Source organism: Paenibacillus tyrphae (genome assembly GCF_024158745.1).
In the GTDB taxonomy this organism is placed as follows: domain Bacteria; phylum Bacillota; class Bacilli; order Paenibacillales; family NBRC-103111; genus Paenibacillus_G; species Paenibacillus_G tyrfis_A.
The window spans coordinates 1-1,267 of record NZ_JAMZAW010000064.1; the positions used below are offsets into that span (position 1 = coordinate 1).

Sequence of the window (1,267 nt, forward strand, 5' to 3'; positions counted from 1 at the left end):
TGGTGCTAGACTCAATATTGGACACGGAGAACCGAGAGTGCGAAAATAAAAGCATTCATAATCGAGGTGTCCGACATGACGAAAAAATACGACAAAGAATTCAAACTTCAAACCGTTCGACTCGTTCAAGAAGAAGGGAAATCGGTGGCGCAGGTAGCCCGTGAGATGGGTCTGCATGAGAATACGATCTATCGCTGGATCACCGAGTTTAAACAGGACGGCAGCGGGGCGTTTCCCGGTAGTGGGCAACTAAAACCGGAAGACAAGGCCATGCGTGATCTTCAGAAGCGGATTCGTGATCTGGAAGAGGAGAACGAAATCTTAAAAAAGGCGATGCACTACTTCGCAAAAGACCGGCGCTGATCTATAAATTCATCCACGATCATCGCTTCAAGCTCCGTGTCGCGAAGATGTGTGCCGTATTTGGAATCTCCCGAAGCGGTTATTATGATTGGACCCGGCGGAAAGAAAGCGGTCGAAGCCAACGTCATGAGTGGCTTAAAAAGCAGATTCGGCGCATCTTTTTTGACCATAGGCGTCTTTATGGAAGCAAGAAAATCTGGGAAGCCCTGAAGAAACAAGGCGCTCAGGTAGCCGAGAAAACCGTTGCTCGAATCATGAAGGAGCTCGGCTTGAAATCCCGAACAATCAAGAAATATAAAGCAACAACGAATTCCAAGCATAACTTGCCGGTAGCCGCGAATGTGCTGAATCAACAGTTTCAAGCGAGTGCGCCCAATCAGGTCTGGATGACAGACATCACCTATATCTCGACGGATGAGGGATGGCTTTATTTAGCGAGCATCATGGACTTATACAGCCGTAAAATCGTAGGGTTTCATATGGATGAACGAATGACGAAGTCACTTGTGATAAAGGCGCTAGATCAAGCTTATCGGTTTCAGAAGCCACGCGGTGAAGTTCTCCACCACTCTGATCGAGGCAGTCAGTATGCTTCTTTAGAGTACCAGGAGCGACTTAAAAAGTATAAGATGAAGGGCAGCATGAGCCGCAAAGGAAATTGCTACGATAACGCTTGTATCGAATCGTTCCACAGCGTGCTGAAGAAAGAGCTCGTATATTTAGAGAAGTTCAAGACCCGCAAAGAAGCCAGAGAGCGGATTTTTGAGTATATTGCGTGCTTCTACAATGGAAAACGAATCCATTCCTCCATCGGGTATTTTACACCAAATCAATACGAACGCATGTACCTGCCTGCTGCGTAATTCTCTCGATTCTATATGTCCAATCTATTGACAGTGGTCCA

The 1,267-nt window shown here is 46.6% G+C and carries 1 protein-coding gene; it reads left to right on the forward strand.

Going from position 1 to position 1,267, the window contains the following annotated elements:
• Positions 1 to 75: 75 nt before the first annotated feature.
• A protein-coding gene (locus tag NI000_RS36500; protein WP_253416169.1) for an IS3 family transposase occupies positions 76 to 1,226 on the forward strand; the annotation gives its coding sequence in 2 pieces (ribosomal slippage) (positions 76 to 331 and positions 331 to 1,226; 1,152 coding nt in all).
• Positions 1,227 to 1,267 lie beyond the last annotated feature (41 nt).